The following is a 4,570-nucleotide window of genomic DNA, read 5'->3' on the forward strand; positions in this document are numbered from 1 at the left end:
CCCCAGGGGTGACCAATGCCGTGAAGCGCCCCAAGGGCGCACTGCCCAACCCGCTCCCCCTGCAAGACACGCCGGATCTGGCGGCGGCCCTGGCGGCGCGGATGCGCCGGGATCAGTGGATGTTGGGATTTGCGGCCGAGCACGGCCTGGATCGGGGCCGAGCACGGGAGAAGCTGCAGCGCAAGGGGTGTGACTGGATTGTCCTCAACCCCGTCGGGATTGCGGGCCGCGGTTTCGGCAACCAGCCCAACGGAGGCGTTCTCCTGTGGGGGGACGGTCGGGAGCATGGTTTGGCCAGCCAGGACAAGGCCGCCATGGCTGGCGCCGTCTGGTCCGCATTGGCCGGGACACTCCATGAGTTTCGCCGGTCCGCGCCCCGGCCAGGGAAAACGTAGGCGTGTCCTGGGGAGTTGGAGTTACTGCCCAGGTTGGTCCGGGGAGAACTCCGGTCTCTTGAGGAGGCTGCGCAGGCGGGGGCGGGGAATGTAGGGCCAGCCGCCGGATCGTTCCATATCTTGCAGAAGTTGATAGAGGGCGTTGCGCCCGTCAGGCAGTGACTCACGGAAGGGGCCTTGCTCAATCTGGCGGTGAAAGCGCTCCAGCTCCCGCAACAGTTCCAGCAGGCCCGCACTATCGTCCCGGCGATCAGCAACCAGGGCCTGCACGGCGTCCCGAAGGACCTGCAAGCGCCGGTCGGCTGTTGGCCCGGACCCTGTGGCGCTCCCTCTCGGACTCGATGGGCCAGGAGGTTGGGTCATTGAGGCCTGTTGCAAGCTGCGACATCGTAAGCATGATGGCGGGTCTGCACCTGTAGGATCATGGACTGATGGTGCTTTTCGAGCAATGCGATTCCGCCCCCTGGTCGCGGCTGTTCTGGCGCTTTGCCTGATTTTCGTTACTGCCTGTGGTGGTGATGCAAAGGCCAAGACCCGCGCCGGCCTCACCTATGATGAAATCCTCAACACCGGCCTGGCCAACGACTGCTTCACTGTGGATGAGTCCGCCCGGGGGGTCATCCCGTTGGATCCGGAGGCCAGCTACCAGTTCACCAACGTCTGCATGCATCCCTCCTCCGTTCAGGTGCTGGTGGAGCCGGTCAACAAACGCCAGGAACCCCGCTTTGTGGACGGGAAAATCCTCACCCGCTACACCTCGTCCCTGGATGAAGTGTTTGGCGACCTGACGGTTGCCGATGGCCAGATCGCCTTCTCCGAGAAAGGCGGCATGGACTTCCAGTTGATCACCGTCGTCATGCCCGGTGGCGAGGAAGTGCCCTTTGTGTTCAGCAGCAAGGATCTGGTGGCCACAGCCTCCGCCGAGGCCATCACCACCAGCACGGACTTTGAAGGTCGCTACACCGTTCCCAGCTACCGAACCAGCAACTTCCTCGATCCCAAGGGCCGTGGCCTGACCACGGGCTATGACAGTGCTGTCGGGCTTGTGCCCGTGGGTTCCTCCGAGGAGTTGGAGCGGGAAAACGTGAAGCGCTACCTGGAGAGCGAGGGCGCGTTGAGCCTGTCCATCACCCGTGTGGACGGGGAAACCGGTGAATTCAGTGGCCTGTTCACGGCACTGCAGAAGTCCGATACGGACATGGGCAGCAAAGAACCCCTGGACCTCAAGATCACCGGGGAACTCTATGGGCGGGTTGACAAGGCTTGAGTTGACCTTGACCTGCTGGAGGTCGGCTGACGATAGTGGCGGCTTGCATGGTCGCCACCGTCTCCATACTCGCGTCATACTCGCCTCCGTGAAGACGTGTGCTGCACAATGCAGCAAGCTCCTTCGGCTGCATTAGCACCTATGACCGTCACCATCAGCCCTCCGTCCCACATTGCTCCCCACGGCAACAGTCTGGTCAACCGGATGGTTTCCGAAGCGGACCGGCCCGCCCTGATGGAGTCCGTCACCAAAACCGTGGCCTGTGGCGACCGGGAAGCCTGCGACCTGGAGTTGCTGCTGGTGGGCGGGTTCTCCCCCCTGCGGGGTTTCATGGGGGAGGAGGACTATCACGCCGTCATCGATACCACGCGCACCAGCAGCGGGCTGCTTTTCGGATTGCCCGTTGTGTTCCCCACGGATCGGGAGGATATTGCGCCGGGTGATCGGCTCCTGCTCACCTATCGGGGCCAGTTTCTGGCGGTGATGGACGTGGCGAGCAAGTGGATCCCCAACAAGCCCTGGGAAGCCCAGCAGTGCTACGGGACCACCTCCATTGAACACCCTGCGGTGCGCATGATCAGCGGGGAGCGGGGCCGCTACTATCTGGGTGGCCCGGTTCATGGGTTGAGCCTGCCCCACCGCGGATTTTCCTGCCAGACCCCTGCCCAACTGCGGGACCGCCTTCCCAAGGGGCGGGACGTGGTGGCCTTCCAGTGTCGTAATCCCATTCATAAGGCCCACTATGCCCTGTTCACCAGGGCCCTGGAGGCGGAGAACGTGGCAGCGGACGGGGTGGTGCTGGTGCATCCCACCTGCGGTCCCACCCAGGGGGACGACATTCCCGGCGAGGTGCGGGTGAAAACCTATGAGCGCCTTGCCGCAGAGGTGAACAACCCCCGCATCCACTGGAGCTATCTCCCCTACTCCATGCACATGGCCGGCCCGCGAGAGGCGCTCCAGCACATGATCATCCGCAAGAACTACGGCTGCACCCACTTCATCATCGGTCGGGATATGGCCGGCTGCAAGTCTTCCATTACGCGCCAGGATTTCTACGGTCCCTACGACGCCCAGGATCTGGCCAGAACCCACTGCCATGAATTGGGCATGCAGGTTGTGCCGTCCCTCAACCTGGTGTACACAGAGGAAGAGGGGTATATCACCGCAGACCGGGCCGAAGAGAGGAACCTGCACGTCAAGACCCTGAGCGGCACCAAGTTCCGCCGGATGCTGCGCAGCGGGGAGGACATTCCCGAGTGGTTCGCCTTCCGCTCCGTGGTGGACGTGCTGCGGGCAGCCTGATCCGACGGCATGGGGGTGTGGTGACCCAACGGACCCGACGGCTCGTTAGGGTTGCTTCACTTTGATGAACACGGAACAGTGAGCAAGCGCTGGCGCAATGCAGGTCTCCTCACCCTGCTGGCCGTGATCCTTATTACCATCGGCTCGGCCTTCATTACACCCCGGGACCAGTCCAGCGCGCCGCAGCTTCTGCGCTACAGCGAGTTTATCGACCAGGTGGAGGCCGACCAGGTGGCCAAGGTGCAGATTGCCGCCGATCAACGTAGCGCCCAAGTGGTGCATACGGACAACCGCCGCTCCCTGGTGAACCTGGCCCCTGACCAGAACCTGTTGCCCCTGCTGAGCCAGCACCAGGTTGACATTACCGTGGAGCCCGATTCCGGATCACCAGCCTGGCAGGCTGCGCTCCTCAGTCTGGCCTTCCCCTGCTGCTGCTGGGCGGCCTGTTTTTCCTGCTCCGTCGGATGCAGTCCGGCGGCGGCAATCCCGCCATGAGTTTTGGCAAGAGCAGGGCCCGGGTCCAGATGGAGCCCAAGACCCAGGTCACCTTTGATGATGTTGCCGGTATTGAGGGGGCCAAGCTGGAGCTCACCGAGGTGGTGGACTTCCTCAAGAATTCGGATCGCTTCACGGCGGTGGGCGCCAAGATCCCCAAGGGGGTGTTGCTGGTGGGCCCCCTGGAACCGGGAAAACCCTTCTGGCCAAGGCCGTTGCCGGTGAGGCGGGGGTTCCCTTCTTCTCCATCTCCGGCTCGGAGTTCGTGGAGATGTTTGTGGGTGTGGGGGCCAGCCGGGTGCGGGACCTGTTCGAACAGGCCAAGAAGAACTCCCCCTGCATCGTTTTCATCGACGAAATTGACGCCGTGGGTCGCCAACGGGGGGCCGGCCTGGGGGGCGGAAACGACGAACGGGAGCAGACTCTCAATCAACTGCTCACCGAGATGGACGGCTTCGAGGGGAACACCGGCATCATCATTGTGGCGGCCACCAATCGCCCGGACGTGCTGGATGCGGCCCTGATGCGGCCAGGCCGCTTTGATCGTCAGGTGGTGGTGGACCGGCCCGACTACAAGGGACGCCTGCAAATCCTCCAGGTTCATGCCCGGGGCAAAACCCTCTGCAAGGGGGTGGATCTGAGCAAGGTTGCCCGCCGCACCCCCGGCTATACGGGGGCGGACCTGGCCAACCTGCTGAACGAGGCCGCCATCCTGGCTGCTCGCCGTCAGTTGACGGAGGTGTCCATGGACGAAATGAACGACGCCATTGAACGCCTCATGGCCGGCCCGGAGAAAAAGGATCGGGTGATGAGCGAGCGCCGCAAGCGCCTTGTGGCCTATCACGAGGGGGGCATGCCCTGGTGGGCGCCCTCATGCCGGACTACGATCCTGTGCAGAAAATCAGCATCATTCCCCGGGGCCGGGCCGGTGGTCTCACCTTCTTTACCCCCAGCGAGGAGCGTCTGGACTCCGGCCTGTATTCCCGCGCCTATCTGGAGAACCAGATGGCTGTTGCCCTGGGGGGACGTGTGGCCGAAGAAATTGTCTATGGGGATGAAGAGGTCACCACCGGAGCATCCAACGACCTGCAACAGGTCACCCGGGTGGCCC

At 63.4% G+C, this 4,570-nt stretch carries 4 protein-coding genes and 1 pseudogene; 4 read left to right on the plus strand and 1 reads right to left on the minus strand.

Annotated features, from left to right (window positions below):
* A partial coding sequence (locus BG35_RS10765) for a phosphopantothenoylcysteine decarboxylase domain-containing protein (RefSeq protein WP_034417615.1) occupies positions 1 to 395 on the plus strand: 395 nt, incomplete at its 5' end.
* Between the two features lie 21 nt (positions 396 to 416).
* Here BG35_RS10765 and BG35_RS0106770 read toward each other — a convergent pair.
* On the minus strand, positions 417 to 665 hold the full coding sequence (locus BG35_RS0106770) for a hypothetical protein (RefSeq protein ID WP_201768418.1): 249 nt from the start codon (positions 663 to 665) through the stop codon (positions 417 to 419).
* A gap of 178 nt (positions 666 to 843) precedes the next feature.
* Here BG35_RS0106770 and psbO point away from each other — a divergent pair, with 178 nt between their 5' ends.
* From psbO to ftsH, 3 genes and pseudogenes are all read left to right on the plus strand, one after another.
* Positions 844 to 1,662, plus strand: a complete 819-nt coding sequence (psbO, locus tag BG35_RS0106775; protein WP_025782239.1) for a photosystem II manganese-stabilizing polypeptide — start codon at positions 844 to 846, stop codon at positions 1,660 to 1,662.
* Positions 1,663 to 1,803: 141 nt separating this feature from the next.
* Complete coding sequence (sat, locus tag BG35_RS0106780) at positions 1,804 to 2,964, plus strand: sulfate adenylyltransferase (RefSeq protein WP_025782240.1); 1,161 nt, start codon at positions 1,804 to 1,806, stop codon at positions 2,962 to 2,964.
* A gap of 78 nt (positions 2,965 to 3,042) precedes the next feature.
* Positions 3,043 to 4,570: pseudogene (ftsH, locus tag BG35_RS10770) on the plus strand (ATP-dependent zinc metalloprotease FtsH); the annotation flags it as partial.

Origin of the sequence: Candidatus Synechococcus spongiarum SH4 (assembly GCF_000586015.1) — a bacterium.
Taxonomy (GTDB): Bacteria; Cyanobacteriota; Cyanobacteriia; order PCC-6307; family Cyanobiaceae; genus Synechococcus_B; species Synechococcus_B spongiarum_F.